The 17,320-nt window shown below is 52.8% G+C and carries 17 protein-coding genes; 13 read left to right on the forward strand and 4 right to left on the reverse strand.

Annotated features, from left to right (window positions below; translation table 11 throughout):
- Nucleotides 1–91: 91 nt before the first annotated feature.
- The 6 genes from K0A93_07500 (at nt 92) to holA (ending at nt 5,777) form a co-directional block, all read left to right on the forward strand.
- The gene (locus K0A93_07500) at nt 92–910 is read left to right on the forward strand and encodes a GAF domain-containing protein (GenBank protein MBW6511946.1); all 819 of its coding nucleotides are present in this window, start codon (nt 92–94) and stop codon (nt 908–910) included.
- A 12-nt stretch (nt 911–922) separates the two neighbouring features.
- Nucleotides 923–1,297: a response regulator gene (locus K0A93_07505; protein MBW6511947.1), complete on the forward strand. Its 375-nt coding sequence runs from the start codon at nt 923–925 to the stop codon at nt 1,295–1,297.
- Nucleotides 1,298–1,375: 78 nt separating this feature from the next.
- Nucleotides 1,376–1,594, forward strand: a complete 219-nt coding sequence (gene infA, locus K0A93_07510) for a translation initiation factor IF-1 (protein ID MBW6511948.1) — start codon at nt 1,376–1,378, stop codon at nt 1,592–1,594.
- 124 nt (nt 1,595–1,718) lie between these two features.
- Nucleotides 1,719–4,274 carry a leucine--tRNA ligase gene (gene leuS, locus K0A93_07515; protein ID MBW6511949.1) on the forward strand — a complete coding sequence of 852 codons (2,556 nt, stop codon included), beginning with the start codon at nt 1,719–1,721 and terminating at the stop codon, nt 4,272–4,274.
- 59 nt (nt 4,275–4,333) lie between these two features.
- Nucleotides 4,334–4,780 (forward strand): hypothetical protein, encoded by a 447-nt coding sequence (locus K0A93_07520; protein ID MBW6511950.1) that lies wholly within the window; start codon nt 4,334–4,336, stop codon nt 4,778–4,780.
- 1 nt (nt 4,781) lies between these two features.
- On the forward strand, nt 4,782–5,777 hold the full coding sequence (gene holA, locus K0A93_07525; protein ID MBW6511951.1) for a DNA polymerase III subunit delta: 996 nt from the start codon (nt 4,782–4,784) through the stop codon (nt 5,775–5,777).
- A 48-nt stretch (nt 5,778–5,825) separates the two neighbouring features.
- Here the strand turns inward: holA and rpsT are convergent, their stop codons facing one another.
- Nucleotides 5,826–6,101: a 30S ribosomal protein S20 gene (rpsT, locus tag K0A93_07530; GenBank protein ID MBW6511952.1), complete on the reverse strand. Its 276-nt coding sequence runs from the start codon at nt 6,099–6,101 to the stop codon at nt 5,826–5,828.
- 167 nt (nt 6,102–6,268) lie between these two features.
- Here rpsT and murJ point away from each other — a divergent pair, with 167 nt between their 5' ends.
- The 7 genes from murJ to K0A93_07565 all read left to right on the forward strand — a co-directional run bounded on the left by murJ (nt 6,269) and on the right by K0A93_07565 (nt 15,031).
- The gene (murJ, locus tag K0A93_07535; protein ID MBW6511953.1) at nt 6,269–7,840 is read left to right on the forward strand and encodes a murein biosynthesis integral membrane protein MurJ; all 1,572 of its coding nucleotides are present in this window, start codon (nt 6,269–6,271) and stop codon (nt 7,838–7,840) included.
- On the forward strand, nt 7,837–8,358 hold the full coding sequence (locus K0A93_07540; GenBank protein MBW6511954.1) for a methylated-DNA--[protein]-cysteine S-methyltransferase: 522 nt from the start codon (nt 7,837–7,839) through the stop codon (nt 8,356–8,358). The genes murJ and K0A93_07540 overlap by 4 nt, the downstream gene beginning before the upstream one ends.
- Nucleotides 8,359–8,363: 5 nt before the next feature.
- Nucleotides 8,364–9,971 (forward strand): AAA family ATPase, encoded by a 1,608-nt coding sequence (locus K0A93_07545; GenBank protein MBW6511955.1) that lies wholly within the window; start codon nt 8,364–8,366, stop codon nt 9,969–9,971.
- Nucleotides 9,968–10,573, forward strand: a complete 606-nt coding sequence (locus K0A93_07550; protein MBW6511956.1) for a general secretion pathway protein GspB — start codon at nt 9,968–9,970, stop codon at nt 10,571–10,573. The genes K0A93_07545 and K0A93_07550 overlap by 4 nt, the downstream gene beginning before the upstream one ends.
- 422 nt (nt 10,574–10,995) lie before the next feature.
- Nucleotides 10,996–12,516, forward strand: a complete 1,521-nt coding sequence (locus K0A93_07555) for a hypothetical protein (GenBank protein ID MBW6511957.1) — start codon at nt 10,996–10,998, stop codon at nt 12,514–12,516.
- Between the two features lie 902 nt (nt 12,517–13,418).
- Nucleotides 13,419–14,660 carry a PAS domain S-box protein gene (locus K0A93_07560; protein MBW6511958.1) on the forward strand — a complete coding sequence of 414 codons (1,242 nt, stop codon included), beginning with the start codon at nt 13,419–13,421 and terminating at the stop codon, nt 14,658–14,660.
- Nucleotides 14,661–14,851: 191 nt separating this feature from the next.
- Nucleotides 14,852–15,031, forward strand: coding sequence for a CsbD family protein (locus tag K0A93_07565; GenBank protein MBW6511959.1), 180 nt, complete (start codon nt 14,852–14,854; stop codon nt 15,029–15,031).
- 345 nt (nt 15,032–15,376) lie between these two features.
- On the opposite strand, the gene K0A93_07570 is transcribed toward K0A93_07565, so the two are convergent.
- The 3 genes from K0A93_07570 to K0A93_07580 form a co-directional block, all read right to left on the reverse strand.
- Nucleotides 15,377–16,675, reverse strand: a complete 1,299-nt coding sequence (locus K0A93_07570; GenBank protein ID MBW6511960.1) for a type II toxin-antitoxin system HipA family toxin — start codon at nt 16,673–16,675, stop codon at nt 15,377–15,379.
- A 3-nt stretch (nt 16,676–16,678) separates the two neighbouring features.
- Nucleotides 16,679–16,933 (reverse strand): helix-turn-helix domain-containing protein, encoded by a 255-nt coding sequence (locus K0A93_07575; GenBank protein ID MBW6511961.1) that lies wholly within the window; start codon nt 16,931–16,933, stop codon nt 16,679–16,681.
- A 163-nt stretch (nt 16,934–17,096) separates the two neighbouring features.
- Nucleotides 17,097–17,320: haloacid dehalogenase (locus K0A93_07580; protein ID MBW6511962.1), on the reverse strand; the 224-nt coding region annotated here is incomplete at its 5' end.

The raw sequence follows: 17,320 nt of genomic DNA on the forward strand, positions 1-17,320 counted from the left end.
TTGTCGTAATCACCGATCATTTTGTATAATGTTGACCTGAAACCGGGGACAGAATGTTGATGTATGACGCATATGATTTTGGAGAGTTGTGATGCCCGATAAAGATGAAAAAATAGCCCATAAGGCGGAAGAGTTTCTTCAGATATTTAAAAAGGGTGCCGATTTTACTCAGGACCTGCTGAAGGAAAACGAGCGATTGCGTTTTCGTCTGATTGAACTTGAGGACGTTTTTAAAAATTCTGCAGAAGGGGGTTCTGCTCCCGATTCACAGCAGATGAAACTTAAAATCGCTGAGCTTGAACGTGAAAAACAGGAAATCCTGGATCGAATTAAACAGGTTGAAGATGAAAATATAGATTTTGCCAACCGTTATGTGGACATTGAAACAGAAAACAATATGTTGGCAAACCTCTATATTGCATCATATCAGCTCCACTCCACACTTGATTTCCGCGAAGTCCTCCAGATCATTACCGAGATTGTGATTAACCTTATCGGCGCAGAAGAATTCGGAATTATGCTCCTTGATGAAAAGACCAACAAGCTGACCGCCGTTTCCTGCGAGGGTCTGGAATTGGGGGCCTTTCCGTCGATCGCTTTAGGGAATGGCATTATCGGGAAAACGGCAAAGGCCGGCGATAATTATTTTATTGATGATATGGAAGGCTATGATCGCGATCTTGAACATCCGGTCGTGTGTATTTCTTTGAAAATCAAAGAGCACGTCATCGGCGTAATTGTTTTGTATAAACTGTTTGAACAAAAAAGCCGTTTTGCCGATGTTGATTTTGAACTGTTCACACTCTTGGCCGGCCATGCCGCCACGGCGATTTTTTCGTCCAAGCTCTATTCCGAGTCAGAACGCAAGTTGTCGACAATTCAAGGCTTTATCGATTTAATGACGAAGTAGAGGGAGGCGCGGATGTTGACATATAAAGTTCTGGTAGTTGAAGATTCGCCAACCATGCGGCAGCTGATCGTATTTGCCCTGAAACGGATTCGCGGGGTTGTGATTACCGAGGCCGGAGATGGCGTTGACGGATTGAAAAAATTGTCGAGCGACAAGTTCGATTTGATCTTTTCCGATATCAATATGCCGATTATGGATGGTTTAAAACTGGTCAGTCTGATCAGGAATAATCCTGGCTACAAAGATGTCCCGATTGTCATGGTGACGACAGAGGGGGCCAGTGAGGACCGTGATCGGGCTCTGGCACTTGGTGCCAACGACTATATCACCAAACCGATTCAGACCACGCAGATTCTGGCCGTAGCTAAAAAACTGCTCGACGCGTGATCACGATTCCGGTTGACAATAACCGCCAATATTCGTTTTAATCAGGCAGGTTTTAATTAGTGCATAGAAGGAGGCCGTGTGGCTAAGGAAGAAGCAATTGAGGTTGAAGGAAAAGTTATCGAACCATTGCCCAATGCAATGTTTCGCGTCGAACTCGATAATGGGCATGTTGTTTTGGCACATATTTCAGGGAAGATGCGTAAGTATTATATCCGGATTCTGCCGGGGGATCACGTGACGGTCGAACTTTCACCGTACGATTTGACTCGGGGCCGGATTACCTACCGCGAAAAGTAAAGTTTGCAGGCATCCGCAGCGCAACGGAACCTGACCCTCTTACATTTACGTTATTGACGAATACCGGCGGTCAGCCGGTATTCTTGTTTGTCTGATGTGGGGTGATACCCCGGTGGAGGATTCTATGCAGGAACGATTCAACGCAGCCGAAATCGAGGAAAAGTGGCAACGAATCTGGGACGAGAATAATACCTTCAAAGTGTCGGTCGATGACGATCGGCGCAAGTTTTATCTGCTCGAAATGTTCCCCTATCCTTCGGGAAGGATTCATATGGGGCATGTGCGCAACTATTCGATCGGCGATGTTATCTCCCGTTTCAAGCGTTTGCAGGGTTTCAACGTTCTGCATCCGATGGGGTGGGACGCCTTCGGCATGCCGGCAGAAAACGCCGCAATTCAGCATGGTACACACCCTGCCAAATGGACGTATGAAAATATCGCCAACATGCGCAAGCAGATCCGCAAGCTGGGGTTCTCGTACGATTGGGATCGCGAATTCGCAACCTGCGATGTTGACTACTATCGTTGGGAACAACTGGTGTTTTTGCGCATGTTCGAGCAGGGCAGGGCTTACAAAAAAACCTCGGCGGTGAACTGGTGTGAGAGTTGTCAGACGGTTCTGGCCAATGAGCAGGTCGAAGACAATTGCTGTTGGCGTTGCGATAATGATGTAACACAAAAAGAACTCGACCAGTGGTTTTTCAAAATCACCGACTACGCTCAGGAATTACTTGATGAAATTGACAATCTGACGGGATGGCCTGAATCGGTATTGACGATGCAGCGGAACTGGATCGGTCGGAGTGTGGGGTGTGAAATTGATTTTCCGGTGATCGATTCCACTCTGTCGATTCGCGTTTTTACGACCCGTCAAGATACCCTCTACGGGGCCACTTTCATGAGCCTTGCTCCAGAACATCCGCTGGCACTGCAACTGACCACGGTTAAGCAGCGCGATGCGGTGACGGCTTTTATCGAAAAAGTGCGTAACCAGGATAAAATCAATCGCACCAGCGACGAAGGGGAGAAAGAAGGGGTTTTTACCGGAGCCTGCTGTATTAATCCGGTAACCGGACGCAACATGCCGATTTATCTGGCCAATTTTGTTTTGATGGATTACGGGACCGGTGCAGTGATGGCGGTCCCGACTCACGACCAGCGCGATTTTGAATTTGCGACCAGATACCAGCTCGACAAGATTATTGTCATTCAGCCCGAAGGGGAAACACTTGATCCGGCGACGATGACTGCGGCCTGGACCGGTACCGGCAAGATGGTTCATTCGAAAGAATTTGATGGTCTTGATAATGAGACAGCCAAGATCAGGATTGCTGATTATCTGACCGCTGAAAATATCGGCGAACGTTGCATTAATTTTCGTTTGCGCGACTGGGGGGTTTCACGTCAACGCTACTGGGGAACGCCGATACCGATCATCTATTGCCCTGATTGCGGTGCGGTGCCGGTTCCCGAGGCTGATCTGCCGGTGGTCTTGCCGGTCGATGTCGCTTTCAGCGGCGCAGGGGGCAGTCCGCTGGCAAAATGTGCAGATTTTCTCAATGTCCCCTGTCCTCAATGCGGCCGCGCCGCCCGACGCGAAACCGACACCTTTGATACCTTTGTCGAAAGCTCCTGGTATTTTGCTCGCTTTACCTGCCCTGATTATGCTGCCGGCCCGCTTGACAGTGTGGCGGCAGATTACTGGTTGCCGGTTGATCAGTACATCGGCGGGATCGAACACGCCGTCATGCATCTGCTCTATGCGCGGTTTTTTACCAAGATTCTGCGCGATCTCGGTATGCTCAAGCTGGATGAGCCGTTTGCCAATCTGTTGACTCAGGGGATGGTTTGCATGGAAACCTTGTCCTGTCCAGAGCATGGTTGGCTTTATCCCGAGGAAGTTGCTGGCGGAAAATGTCTGCAATGCGGGTGCCCTGCGGTTTCCGGGCGCACAGAAAAGATGAGTAAATCGAAGAAGAACGTTGTTGATCCAGATCATCTGATTGCTCAATACGGTGCCGACACCGCGCGTCTTTTTTCATTGTTTGCTGCTCCGCCTGAAAAAGATCTGGAGTGGAACGAACAAGGTGTCGAGGGGTGCTTTCGCTTCCTCAATCGTGTCTGGCGCGTGGTCTATGACAATCGTCACCTGCTCGGCGGTTCTGAACTGTGCCCCGAAACAGAAGGGGAAGCGCGTAAGCTGCGCTTTGATACGCATCGGACGATTAATAAGGTGACCAATGACATCGATGGACGCTTTCACTTCAATACCGCAATCGCGGCGATTATGGAACTTGTCAATGCCGTTTATGCGTTCAGCCCGAAACAGGACTATCCCGGTGCTTTGCGGGAAGCGCTCGAAACAACAGTGCGCCTGCTGAACCCGTTTGTCCCTCATTTTGCTGCTGAATTGTGGCAGAAACTCGGTCATGAGCGCAGTCTTGATGAATACGGGTGGCCGGTTTGTGATCCCGCCGCACTGGTTGAGGATAATTGTGTCATCGTTGTTCAGGTCAATGGTAAGGTGCGCAGTAAAATTACCGTTTCAGTCTCAGCCAGCGAAGCTGAAATCAAGGCGACAGCCCAGGCAGATGAAAATGTTGCCCGCCATCTGGAGAATATGACGATTCGAAAAGTTATCGTTGTGCCTGGCCGTCTGGTCAATATTGTTGTGTCCTGATGCGTTTTTTTCTCTTCATAATGCTGATGTTTTTGGCTGGATGTGGTTATCATACCTCCGTGGCGAACGACTGTGCGTTGCTCGGCAGCCAGGATCTCGCGATTCAATTATTTGCCAACAAGACGGCAGAACCTTTTGTGGAAAACATTCTGGCCAATGCGTACGTTGAGGTGTTTTCCGGCGATAACCATACGACAGTCGTTCCCGCTGATGGCGACCTGGTGCTTGAAGGGGAGATTGCGGGAGTTGATCATATTGCCCTCAGTTATGATCTGAATGATGCGATCCGTGAATATCGTGTGACCTTGCGGATCAATGCCCGACTGGTTCGCAGCAGCGATGGCAAGTATCTCTGGCAGGGACAATTGTCCCGCAGTGCCGAATACCGGGCAGCGGTGAACCGGACCGTGCAGCAGGATCGTCAACGTGCCGCCCTGCGTGAAGCATCCAACTGGCTGGCCGCAGACTTACGGGCGGACATCTGCGTAATGTCACGGACGGATTAACATGCAACCAGGGGAACTGAACAAGGCCATCAGTGCCGGTAAAATCCCGAATCTGCTCTGTCTCTACGGCGAAGAAGACTACTTCATTGCCCGTGCTCTGGAGCAGATTGAACGCGTCGTCATCAGCCCTGAGATGCGTGAATTTAATTATCAGCAGATTTACGGAAAAGAACTTGAGGGTTCACAGGTATGTGATTATGCCCGAACCTTCCCGGTTTTTGCGCCGCAGCGCCTGATTGTCATCCGCCGGATTGATGAGGCTTCAACGCTGGAACTGGAACGTTTTCGGTCGTACATTACTGATGCAGTTCCAGAGACGGTCCTGATCGTTACTGCGGAAAAGATTGATGCCCGACGCAAGTTTTATCAGGAATTTAAAAAGTATGGTCAGCTCGTTGAGTTCAAGCGGCTCTCTGAAAATCGTCTGCCCGATTTTGTCCGCGAACGCAGCCGGGAATTCGGTTTTAAGCTGACCGAGGAGGCGATGGCCCGGTTCTGCCGCCGGGTGGGGACAAACCTTTATGAAGTTACCGCCGAGCTGGAAAAACTGGCGGCATTTCTGGGGGGAAGGGATCTCGCTGATGGCGCCGATATCGACGCGGTCATTTCTAATACGCGCACCGAAAGTATTTTTGCTCTGACTGATGCGGTTGGTGCGCGCAATAAGCAGGTGGCGATTAACCTGTTACACCGGATTCTTGCTGATGGCACCGTGCCACTGGCGGCGCTGGCGATGCTGGTAAGACATTTTCGACAATTGTGGAAGATCCATGAGCTTCTGGTGCAAGGTGTCTCGCGTAACGAAATACCTCGTACAATCGGCATCAATCCCTATTTTCTGGATAATCTTCTGACCCAGGCGCGACGTTTTGAGCGCGAAGAATTTTGTGCGTTGTTCAATGATTTTGTTGCAACTGATCTCGCATTGAAGTCGAGTGGGTCGCGGCCGGAGGTTGTGCTTGAACGGCTGCTCCTGAAGATTGTCAGCAAACGATAAAAGAGGGGCCGAAAGCGGCCCCTCTTAAGCGGTGATTCGTGTGGCAGGTTATTGTGCTTTTGCCTGCAAGCCATTAACCAGTTTGGTCAATCGCGAGGATTTGCGGCTGGCGGTCGCCTTGTGAATGACTCCCTTGGTCGCTGCTTTGTCGATGTAAGGAATGGTGCGGCTCAAAGCGGCTTGTGCTACTTCGCTATCACCAGCGGCAACCGCCTCACGAACTTGCTTGACCAGCGTACGCATGGTTGAGCGGATGTGTGTGTTGCGTGCGGCACGTGTTTTGTTCTGCAAATTGCGCTTTGCTGCGGATTTATGGTTGGCCAATGTATCTCTCCTTTTAATGGTATGATTTGCGCCATACTATAGTCACAGATGTTCATCATGTCAAGCTGAATAAATATTAATTATTATAAAAAAAACCATATAATTCATTACGTTGTAGTGGTAAATAAATGAATTAATAAAAAATAATCCCAAATTTGGCGGGTTCCATGGGTGAACACAAGAAAATCGCACGGGCGACAGGAATCATGGGGGCGGCAACCGGACTGAGTCGATTTGCCGGTCTGGTGCGTGATATGGTCGTTGCTGCGATCTTCGGAGCCGGACACGCCACCGACGCGTTTTTCCTTGCTTTTACGATTCCGAATCTGCTGCGGCGTTTTTTTGCGGAAGGATCGTTGACGGCGGCGTTTGTACCAACCTATGCCGAAATCCACCATCAGCAGGGGGAGCAAGAAAGTGCACGGATTGCGAATATCTGCTGGACGCTGCTGCTGCTGGTCATGTTTGTCGTTGTTATTGTCGGGATTTTCGCCTCACCGTGGGTGGTCAAAGCGATCGGTTACGGTTTTATCGAGGTTGAGGGGAAACTCGCCCTGACCAACCGTCTGAACCAGGTCATGTTCCCTTATATATTTTTTGTCAGTCTGCTGGCGCTGATTACCGGCATTCTTAACGTCCGCGAGCATTTTTTCTGGCCTTCGTTTTCACCGCTGTTGCTGAATGTGTCGATGATCGGCAGTGCGCTGCTGCTCAGCCCGTTCTTTGCGCAACCGATCATGTCACTGGCGATCGGTGTGCTGCTTGGCGGCATCCTGCAGCTGGCGCTGCAATTCCCGGTTTTGAGTGCTCACAAGATACAGCTGCGCCTCGATTTCAATTTTCGCGACCCGGCAGTGCTCAGAATTGCGCGCCTGATGATGCCGGGCATTGCCGGGGTGGCGATCTATCAACTGAATGTGATCGTCACCAGGTTGCTGGCATCATTTCTCGCTGAAGGGAGCGTTTCCTATTTATACTATGCCCAGCGATTGTTCGAATTCCCGCAGGGAATCTTTGTTGTTTCGCTGGCTCAGGCCGTATTGCCGACAATCAGCCGCCAGGTGGCCAGTGGTGAAGAGGCTGGCTTCAAGGAGACCTTGCGCTTTTCAGTGGCGCTGATTATGGTGGTGATTGTTCCGGCGATCATCGGCCTGATCGTCTGTTCCGAGGCTATTTTCAGTCTTTTTTTCATGCGCGGAGCGTTTGATTACCATGCTGTGCACCAGACCGCGCTGGCGTTGGCCGTATTCGCTCCCGGTTTGCTCTTCGTCGCTGTCAGTCGCGTTGTGGTGCCAACCTTTTATGCCTTTAAAGATACCCGGACACCGGTACTCATTTCATTCTGGACACTGCTGGTCAACGTCGCTCTTGGCCTGCTCTTGATGATTCCTTTCGGCCACCTCGGGCTGGCTCTGGCACTGACCCTTTCTGCTGCATTTAATTGCCTGATTTTACTCGTTGCCTTGCGGCGCAAGATCGGTCCTCTTGGCTGGGGGGTGACATTAGGCCCGATGTGGCGTATTCTGCCGTCGGTCATTGTGATGGCGTTAGCAAGTCACCTGGTGCTCACTTACGGGGTCTGGGATGGCACCGGCAGTCCCCTGACGAATGGGGTGCTGCTGTTTGTCGCGGTCATCGGCGGCGGAACGATCTATGCTCTGGGCTGCTGGTGGCTGCGCGTGCCGGGGGCCGCCGGTGCGGCCCGCCTGGTGCGGGAAAAACTGGTGCGGAAGAGATGACCAAACCGGTCTACGCCTGTTATCCGTCGCCGTGCGGAATGATTGCACTTTGCGCCGGTGAAAATGGCCTGCAACGGGTGTTGATCGATGTTGCAACAGATCATGTCGCAGCGCGCTTCGGGGGTGCCGGACGGCCTGCTGAACCACTCAGTCACCCGCTGATTGCCGAGGTTGTCGCGGCGTTGAATCGCTATTTTCAGGGACAGTTGCGAACCTTTGATCTGCCCCTTGAGCTGCACGGGCTGTCGCCGTTCAGCACCACAATTCTGCATGCCTTGCAACAGGTTCCGTTCGGCACAACGTGTACTTACGGCTCATTGGCCGGCGCTGCTGGACATCGCGGCGCGGCGCGGGCCGTCGGGCGGGTCATGGCAATCAATCCACTGCCGCTGGTGATCCCCTGCCATCGGGTGATCTCGGTTAGCGGCCCTGGTGGCTATGCGGGAGGGCGCGGTGTGCAAACCAAACAGTTGCTGCTTGATTTTGAACGGTCGATCCTTGGCCGTGACGATGGTTAGAACCCATGTATACAGAATTCTTCGGATTCACTGAAAAGCCCTTCACCATCACGCCGAACCCCCGCTTTATGTATCTGAGTCATGGTCATAAGGAGGCGCTGGCGCATCTTCTCTACGGGATTCAGAACCATGTCGGGTTTGTTGAGATTACCGGCGAAGTCGGGGCCGGGAAGACGACGATTTTGCGTACCCTCTTCGAACAGCTGGAACAGGATTCCTACCGGTTGGCGTTTATTTTCAATCCCAAACTTTCCACGCTTGAATTGTTGCGTAATATCAACCGTGAATTCGCCATCGACTGCACCTCGGTTCATCATGATGCGTTACTGACTGCGCTCAACGATTTTTTAGTGGCTGAAAATGTTGCCGGACGCACTGTTGTGCTGGTGATTGACGAAGCGCAAAACCTCTCTCCCGAGGTGCTGGAACAGATCCGCCTCCTGTCGAATCTGGAAACAACAACCGACAAGCTGATTCAGATTGTTCTCGTCGGCCAGCCAGAACTCAGCGAGATGCTTGAGCGTAATGAGTTGCGACAGCTCAGCCAGCGGATTACGGTGCGCTATTTTCTCGGCACGATCAGCCTGGACGAAACCTGCCGCTATATTCAACATCGCCTCGACGTTGCCGGTGGCCGCGAATTGGCTCACTTTCAGCCTGCGGCGCTACGCACGGTCTATCGTCTGAGCCGTGGTCTGCCGCGCATGATCAACGTTCTGTGTGATCGTGCCTTGCTGATCGCCTATGGTGAAGGACGTCGCGACATTCGTGCGGCTGATATCCGTCTGGCCCAGTCGGAGCTGCGTCGCGCGCAGGCCCCGTTGTTGCCGGGACGCGGTCGGACGCTCATTGCCGTTGTTCTGGTTGTCGTCCTGGCTGCCTTGGGCGGGCGCGCCGTGCTGTCACTGCCAGCGCCTGGGGAAAAGCCCCCCACCGTCGCCAGCAAGTCACAACAGAACGACATTGATACACTGCGCAACGCCTTTGCCGGGCAGGATGCAACCCGCAACGCGACTGCGGCGCTGAAGGGATTACTGTCCCGCTGGAAGATCACGAGTGAAGTTTCTCCGGGGGCAGATCCGCTAGCGAGTCTCGCGACGACCGCTTCCGCCAACGGGCTCAATCTGTTGCCGCTTAACGGAGGGATTGCGTTACTTGAAAAACTCAATTCTCCGGCGCTGGTGCGGCTGCTTCTGCCGGGGATGACCGAACCGCGTTATCTGACGATAGTCAAGCAGGAGGGGGAGTATTTTACGATGATTCCTGCGGTGGCAAAGCGCTCCGTGGTGAGTCGGGATGAACTCGCAGCACTCTGGTCCGGGCAGGCGTGGCTGCTCTGGAAAAACTGGCGCGCCATTCCGACGCTTGTCACCCCTGACCTGAACGATACCGGCGTTACCCGACTGCAGGAACAATTGTCCCGCAGCGAAGATCTGTCTGCACCCATAAGCGGTGTCTATGATCGGGCAACAATTAAAGCGGTGACCGATCTTCAAGCACGCACTGGCCTGGTGCAGGATGGCCGCGTTGGACCGCAAACCCTGGTGAGGCTCTATCAGGAGAGCGGTGATTTTGCGGTGCCGATGTTGCGTGAAGTGAGCAAACAATTATGAGTTCAATCCTCAAGGCACTCAAAAAGATTGAGCAGGAGCGGGCAGGGCAGCGTGACGGGGTCGTGAATATCACCTTTGATGTGATCAAGGGCGGCGATCAGCCGCGTCGACATGAGCCGCCGTTGGTTCTTGTCTTGCTTGTCGTTATCGTGCTGCTGGTTGGAGCCACCTTTTTCTGGTGGCGATCCGATAAAGAGGCTGACTCACTCAAAATGACCGCGTCGCCTGAAGTGCTCCGTGAAGTTGTGCTGACAGTTGATCGCCCTCAGGCGGCAAGTTCCCCCCCGGCAAAACAAGGCACGCCGACAGCGAGCACGGTGGTCACCGCGCCCGCACCGGTTATCCCCGGTGAGCCCCTGATCACCACCGCGAAAGATGTTGCGACAGACGTTTCAGGCGCACCTGTTGCGCCGGTGTCAGCACGTTTCCAGCTCAGTGCGATAGTTTATGACGCTGTTCCTGAAAATCGGCTGGCGGTGATCAACGATCTGCCCGTCATGGAGGGGACGATGATTGCCGACGCGCTGGTGGTCGAAATTACCGCCGACCTGGTGGTGGTTGAGATTGCCGGGGAGTTTGTGGAGATTCGTTTGGCCAATTGATCAATAATCGCGCATTTCTGCTATGATGGCGCTCTGTTTATGGAGAATTCTTTATGTTTCGTGGTGGAGGTGTGGTATAGGAAAGACTCGTTTTGCGATGAAGAAGAGGGCAGGATGGGACGACAGGTTTTGAGAAAATCGTATTTGAAGGCTTTTCGGCGATGGGGTCGGGGAACCTTGTTGTTTTTTTGTGGAGTAATTGAGTGAAAATGGATTAGGTGTGTGAACTTTTAACGGGTTAAGGTTTGAAATGGGTTGGGATTCGGAGGAAAGATTGGGAAGCCGTGCTTGCTGTTGAGAGACAGTGGTGCGGTTTTTTTGTTTTTGACTGAGCTTCGTCGGATATACCCTGGCAGTTCTGAGCATGCCGGGCTGCATTGTGCGTTTTTGAGATTTTCTGGCAATTAGCAGGAGGTATAAAAATGAGTAAATTCTTTATTTTATTGGCTTTTGTTGGTCTGCTGCTAACCTGCGGCTGTAGTGGCGGGGGCGGAGACGTACCTGTTAGCCCCGCCAACAATGCGCCGGTGGCCAACGCCGGGGTTGATCAGAACATTACCACCGGCAGCAGTGTCACCCTCGACGGCAGCGCCAGCAACGACGCCGATGGCGATCTGCTTAGTTACAGCTGGAGTATCATCACTGTACCCACCGGCAGCAACGCCACCTTAAGCGACACCAGCGTCGCCCGTCCGACCTTTACGGCAGACGTTGATGGCAACTACGTGTTCAGCCTGATCGTCAACGATGGGTTCGCCGACAGCAGTGCCGATACCATTACTGTCACCGCCGCAACACCCAACAGCGCTCCGGTCGCCAACGCTGGCCCCGATCAGAACGTCGCCACCGACAGCAGCGTCACCCTCGATGGCAGCGCCAGCAGTGATGCCAACAGTGATCCGCTGACTTACCAGTGGAATATCACCTCAACCCCCAGCGGCAGCACTGCCACCTTAAGCGCCACAAACGTCGCCCGTCCGACCTTTACGGCAGACGTTGATGGCAACTACGTGTTCAGCCTGATCGTCAACGATGGTCTCGACGATAGCAGTGCCGATACCATCACCGTGACCGCCGCCACCGCCAACAGCGCCCCGGTGGCCAATGCCGGGCCGGACCAGAACGTCGCCACCGGCAGCAACGTCACCCTCAATGGCAGCGCATCCAGCGATGCCGATGGCGATCCACTGAATTACATCTGGGCGTTTACCTCGGTTCCGAACAGCAGCACCGCTGCACTGTCGAACACCAGCGTCGTACAGCCGACCTTTACTGCCGATCTGGCTGGCGACTATGTACTCAACCTGATTGTTGATGATGGTCTCGCTGTCAGCGTTGCCGACACCGTTACCGTCACCGCAACAACCACTATCCCCACCGTCACCTCGTCAACTGGCAAGGTCTGGATGGACCGAAACCTCGGCGCATCCCAAGTAGCAACGGCGTACAACGATTCCGCCGCCTATGGTGATCTTTACCAGTGGGGCCGGGGCACCGACGGCCATGAAAAACGCACCAGCGCCACCACCACAACCCTCAGTTCTTCGGATACCCCAGGGCATGGGAGTTTTATACTGCCTCCGTCTTCTCCCTATGATTGGCGCAGCCCCCAGAACGATAAGCTCTGGCAAGGGGTGACTGGCACCAACAATCCCTGCCCGTCCGGGTTCCGCTTGCCGACATACACCGAATGGGAGGCCGAACGGGCAACCTGGTCGACAAATAATCAAGCCGGCGCTTTCGATTCGCCCCTGAAGCTTGTCTCGGCCGGGTACCGCGGCAACGACGACGGCGTGGTCAGATACGCAGGCAGCTACGGCGGCTACTGGAGCAGTTCGGTGAATGGCAGCTACGCGCACTACTTGCGCTTCGTCAGCGACCACGCCTACGCGTACTACTACGACCGTGCGTACGGTTACAGTGCCCGTTGTCTCGAGGACTGACACTTTGATTGGTTTGTCTCTTTAACCCTTTTTCCACCGCGTCCCGCAGGGCGCGGTGGGTGGTTTATCGGGGCCGGGAGGCCGCTCCCACAACTGCCACACCAATGATGGGAACCACCCTTAGCTGTGGGAGCGGTATTCAGTTTGTGGGAGCGGCTTTCAGCCGCGATTATTCACCGAGTGTATCAATGACGGGCCGTAAAGCCGCATAATTCTTCAGCAGCGTAAGCAGGAGTTAGGTACTGGTGTTAATCGTGGCTGAAAGGCACTCCCACAGAAAGCCGATCCCACAAAACGCGCCATCTTCTTCGCGTCAAGGGGGACTTGTGGACCCGTAACAGTTAATTAACCTGGATCAAACGGCTCTCATCTGGTCAAGAAAGATCAGCACGATTGTTTTTCCGGTTCCGGCTTTATCCTTCTGAGTACCCAGGCGGCCGGGCCTTTCATGACGGCGCAGCAGCAGAAAAGGGGATCTCCTGTGTTATCCCCAATATCATACGTTCACAAGGTTTCGGGTTCTTTAAGCCGAGTCGTACCATTATCACTGGTCAGGTGGTTAATTGTTAATAGCGACACAGACAAGAGCCCGCAAACTTTTGATGAAACTATTTGCCGCTCACTGAGCGGCATTTTTTTATCCAGCCCTCCGCTTCCGCCACCTGTCATATACGGAACTTCTGTTAAATGTTGCGGTAAATCCCAACGAGCCTTCCTTCTATTTTCCCTGACTGTGTAGCAATTCTCTAATGATTTCAGCTTGTTGTGAATATTGAGTTGACAAATCCTCTCTGGCACGATCGTTGCGCATCAAACGTGTTGAATAAATTGGATATTCTCTACCTGGCGGCCCAAAACAGAATGACCATTATGCTGCAAGATTAAAATGGAATAGAGGAACGATGAATCAGCCAGCAGATCCAGAATTACGCCTTCGTGCTGAAAATGAATTGAAGAGCAGACCGAACAATACTTATACACTACGCGGCGCAGAGGAGACACAACGGTTTATCCATGAATTTGAAGTTCACCAGATCGAGCTGGAGATGCAGAATGAAGAACTTCGTCAGATGCGAGACGAGATGGAGAAATCTCTTAACGAATACACTGATATCTACGATTTCGCCCCGGTCGGGTATTTGACTTTCAATAATGACGGAGTCATCTGTTCGGCAAATCTTTTTATCGCCACCCTCCTCGGCGTTGACCGTTCCTGTCTCACTGGAAAACAATTCGCCTACCTGATTGACCCTGTTAGCCGTCCCACCTTTGAAAATTTTATCGCAATAGTCTTTACCGAGCACAGGACGCAAACGTGTGAACTTGAGTTGCTAAATCACTCGGGTTGCGCGCGGTTTGTGCAGGTAGAGGCCATGTCAACCGCGTCACGAACAGAATGCCGTGCGGCAGTTATCGATATTACCAAGCGTCGGGAGATGGAAGAGCAGATTGAAAAGCAACATCAGGAGCTGGTCGCGTCCAATATTGATCTGGATGCCTTCAACTACACCGTTGCCCACGACCTGCGGACTCCTCTGACCACAATTAGCGGTTATTGTCAGTTGCTCAAGGGACAATTCCATGAGCAACTCAATGAACAGGTCAAAGAATATCTTCAGGAAATATTTGATGGCACGCAATGCATGTCACGACTTATTTCAACACTACTCGATTTCTCCAGCGCGTCACGAAGGACGCTACACTGTGAAACCGTTGATTTGAGCTCGATGGCCGAGGCTGTCGTCGATGAATTGATCCAGACGTCACCTGAGTGTAGAGACATTTTTCAACTCGCTTCCGGGATCGTATGTCAGGGCGATACGGATCTGTTGCGCGTGGCAATGGACAACCTGCTGGGCAACGCGTGGAAGTTTGCCGGTAAGCATCAGGGTGCAAAGATCACATTTGGTAAGGCAATGATCGACGAAGAAACTGTTTTCTTCGTTAAGGATAACGGCCCTGGTTTCGATGTTGCCGATGCGGAGGAAATGTTCCTTCCTTTTCATCGTCTTCCCGGTACCATTGGCGGAGGGCATGGTATTGGTCTGGCCACGGTGAACCGAATTGTGCAGCAACATGGCGGGCGGTTGTGGTCAGAAAGTGAGGCGGGGATAGGTGCGACATTCTTTTTTACCGTTGGATAGTGCCGATCATGATGACCATCAAGGCGGTCTGCGACCATATTGAAGATTTAGTGTCTACCGGAGAACTGCTCGGTGATTAAAATTACACGACCATCTTGTGGCTTTATCAGGACAAACAAAACTGTAATCAATCTGTCGCGCCATTCTGGCGAAGACGGTGACCAAACCACTATTCAAAGGGAGTTATGATCATGAAATCAGGCAATCAAGACCAGGTCGAAGGGAAGCTTCACGAAGCAAAAGGAAAAGTCAAGGAACTGGCCGGTAAACTGAGTGACAATCCAAAACTGAAAGCTGAAGGGATTCGCGAACAGATCGTCGGCAAGGTTCAGGGAAAAAGTGGACAGATCAAGAAAGTTCTCGACAAGTAAAGCGTAACACCGCGCAATGATCCAAGGAGAACCACTATGTATCGTTCATTGACGTTTTTTGTGCTCACATTCTTTTTTCTTTCGACCCTTACCGGATGCCTCTATGTCCCTGGTGGTCACCATGGCAAGATTCCCCCCGGGCAACTGAAGAAGATGCACCCCTGAAAATTATCCTATGGCCGTCGTTGGCCGCTGATTTTCAAACCAGAATAGAGCGGCCTACGACGGTAACTATGTAATATTCAACGGTGACAACAGGCTGTCCACTATAAACCCATAATCTTTCGCATCTTGCTTGTTCTTTGCCGCGTCAGCTAAGTTCCGATTTCAGCTGTTTAGCTAGGGCTAGGCAACAGAAATCGCGCCTTGCTGACACGGTCTACCCCCGAGAAAAGCCCAGGCTCGCCCACTCCGACGACGGATGATCTCAAGGATGCGGTTCATGGTATCGCCGCAGCTATAGCGGTCATTGAAATCCACAGCAAGAGCTTCTGAAGTTTTTTCAATCGTCTGGGTCAGAATCTCCAGTTCGCCAAAAACCGCCCGAGGAGAGACGCCCAATTCCTCGGCAAGGCGTTCCCAGTGCTTGCGGCGTAATCGATCCGGCCGACGCTCGCCTCCCAGACGCATGGCCATGCGCTGATCAAGTTCCGGGTAAACGGCGGTGCAGAGCAGATCATAAAAAGGTGCCAGGCGCACACTTCCGGTTTTGTCGTAAAGGAGCGCGAGGTTCTTGCCATGGGCGTCGGCGTTGCCGATTAGAAAATTGAAGGCGAGCCAGCGTAGCAGCTGACGTCCATCCACGGCCGGAGCAGCACTGTGGCTGCGCAGAAGGTGCCAGATTGCCGACATCCCGGGTCCGCCACTGTCTTCATATTTCAGGTTGGCCTCAACCTCAAGCGCCTGACAAAAGTCTTCCTGGTGCAGCCGCTCGACGCGACCCTGTTCACGACGACGATCAAAGCGCTCCACCAGGTAAAAGTTCAGGTTGTGTATCGTACGCACCTGTGCGTTCGGCACGATGAGGCCCAATTTGCCGGCCAACTGCATGCAGAAGGCTTCGTTTTCCACCGTGTGGGGCAGGGAGATGGCAGCACGAATCGGGGGCTTGAGAATGTGGCTGGTAGCCAGACTTCCGGTCGCTTTGAGGATACTGTTGCCCTCAACATAGACCGGAACCTTGTTTTGGGCACCAGCCAGGGAGAGGCGGACACCTGTCTCACCGGCCAGCAGTGGCAGAGGTGGATCGGCGGAGACCAGGGCAAAGAGCTCGTCTTCACGAAACGGCTGGTAGCCGCCCGTTTCCGCTGCGGCTTTTCCTGGCGGCAGAAGGCTGATCGCGCCAGCGCACTCCCCGCCGAGATCGACGAGCAGTCCGAAGATATCGCCGGTGCTTCTTCCCAGGCGGCGAGCGACGGTGTTGAGAAAGTCACCTTCCGGCAACAGGTTGCCGAACCAGGTCCGGGTTTCCAAATCGGAAAACGGCGCTTCGCGCAAGGGCAGTGAGAGGGACAAGGGATGGCTGTGAGGATCAGCCAGCCATTGTCGGTCATAAAGGAAGGCAAGCCGTCCGTTTTCCCGGCTCAGCATGCCAATGCAGCGGTCGCTCAGGTAGCCCTCAAGTTGCTCAGCGATTTTTCCCATGGACTATTCCCGATGATCCCTTGTCGTGCGGGGCTGAATGGAGAGAACCAATCCCAGCCCGACCAGCAGTTGAAAAACTTTGCCGATTTCTGCAGTCGGCTTGCCTCGCTCAATCTCACCAATCAATCGAGGGCCTACGCCAATCAGGGACGAGAGAGCTTCCTGCGTAATTCCCTGTTCTTTGCGGATTTGGCGGATCAGGGTGCCGAGTTGCTCGGGGCTTGAAATCTTCCCGTGTGGTATGCCTGAGTGGTTCATAAAGACTCCAATTAAAAAATCTTCCTCTACGGTAAGAATATAGGCAAATGGAAAAAAATCAAACTATTTCTTCCCTGTCGGGAAGAAATTATGCTCAGACTGATCGTCTGAAATAGCACCACTTTTCGACATGCAAAAACACCTAACGCTGGTGACTTGCTGACTAAATGTCGATTTTGCGCAGCCGCAGGGCGTTGCTGATCACCGAAACCGAACTGAAGGCCATGGCGGCACCGGCGATCATCGGGCTGAGCAGGATACCGAAGAAGGGGTAGAGCACCCCGGCGGCGATCGGGATGCCGACGCCGTTGTAGATGAAGGCGAAAAACAGGTTCTGGCGGATATTGCGCATGACCGCGCGGCTGAGGCGCAGGCCGCTGACAATGC

This window comes from Desulfuromonadaceae bacterium, from assembly GCA_019429445.1.
GTDB lineage: Bacteria > Desulfobacterota > Desulfuromonadia > Desulfuromonadales > JAHYIW01 > JAHYIW01.

What these genes read in the sequence shown, in the direction of transcription:
- K0A93_07500 (MBW6511946.1), top strand. Translation starts at nt 92, where the DNA reads ATGCCCGATAAAGATGAAAAAATAGCCCATAAGGCGGAAGAGTTTCTT.
- K0A93_07505 (MBW6511947.1), top strand. Translation starts at nt 923, where the DNA reads ATGTTGACATATAAAGTTCTGGTAGTTGAAGATTCGCCAACCATGCGG.
- leuS (MBW6511949.1), top strand. Translation starts at nt 1,719, where the DNA reads ATGCAGGAACGATTCAACGCAGCCGAAATCGAGGAAAAGTGGCAACGA.
- holA (MBW6511951.1), top strand. Translation starts at nt 4,782, where the DNA reads ATGCAACCAGGGGAACTGAACAAGGCCATCAGTGCCGGTAAAATCCCG.
- murJ (MBW6511953.1), top strand. Translation starts at nt 6,269, where the DNA reads ATGGGTGAACACAAGAAAATCGCACGGGCGACAGGAATCATGGGGGCG.
- K0A93_07540 (MBW6511954.1), top strand. Translation starts at nt 7,837, where the DNA reads ATGACCAAACCGGTCTACGCCTGTTATCCGTCGCCGTGCGGAATGATT.
- K0A93_07545 (MBW6511955.1), top strand. Translation starts at nt 8,364, where the DNA reads ATGTATACAGAATTCTTCGGATTCACTGAAAAGCCCTTCACCATCACG.
- K0A93_07550 (MBW6511956.1), top strand. Translation starts at nt 9,968, where the DNA reads ATGAGTTCAATCCTCAAGGCACTCAAAAAGATTGAGCAGGAGCGGGCA.
- K0A93_07555 (MBW6511957.1), top strand. Translation starts at nt 10,996, where the DNA reads ATGAGTAAATTCTTTATTTTATTGGCTTTTGTTGGTCTGCTGCTAACC.
- K0A93_07560 (MBW6511958.1), top strand. Translation starts at nt 13,419, where the DNA reads ATGAATCAGCCAGCAGATCCAGAATTACGCCTTCGTGCTGAAAATGAA.
- K0A93_07565 (MBW6511959.1), top strand. Translation starts at nt 14,852, where the DNA reads ATGAAATCAGGCAATCAAGACCAGGTCGAAGGGAAGCTTCACGAAGCA.
- K0A93_07570 (MBW6511960.1), bottom strand. Translation starts at nt 16,675, where the DNA reads ATGGGAAAAATCGCTGAGCAACTTGAGGGCTACCTGAGCGACCGCTGC.
- K0A93_07575 (MBW6511961.1), bottom strand. Translation starts at nt 16,933, where the DNA reads ATGAACCACTCAGGCATACCACACGGGAAGATTTCAAGCCCCGAGCAA.